This is a genomic window from Pseudoalteromonas sp. MER144-MNA-CIBAN-0113, from assembly GCF_040308965.1.
Taxonomy (GTDB): Bacteria; Pseudomonadota; Gammaproteobacteria; order Enterobacterales; family Alteromonadaceae; genus Pseudoalteromonas; species Pseudoalteromonas tetraodonis.
In genome coordinates this window covers 1-255 of the sequence record NZ_JBEOOG010000456.1, presented here as the reverse complement: position 1 = coordinate 255, position 255 = coordinate 1, and the positions used below count along the sequence as shown (strand labels likewise).

Here is a 255-nt window from a genome sequence, read left to right as displayed (position 1 = left end):
GGTCCAAACAGCAGTTACTTTTTTCAACCAGGTATTCCAAGTCGTAAGCACCCTATAACACCTGATGAAAATGTTACCTTAACAAAGGCAATTGCCAACTATCATGCAAAAACTTTAGATGAAAACAATGCACTTTATTTTACAGAAGAAAGCTTTGACGATTTTTACTATGGAAAAGGCTCAACTTACCCAGATGTAAATGGCGGCATAGGCATTTTATTTGAACAAGCAAGTTCTCGCGGACATATTCAAGAC

The 255-nt window shown here is 37.3% G+C and carries 1 protein-coding gene; it reads left to right on the top strand.

All coding sequences use genetic code 11. The annotated features are described in order from the left end of the window. On the top strand, positions 1–255 hold a 255-nt coding region (locus AAEY57_RS20475), incomplete at both ends, for a M14 family metallopeptidase (RefSeq protein WP_502935512.1).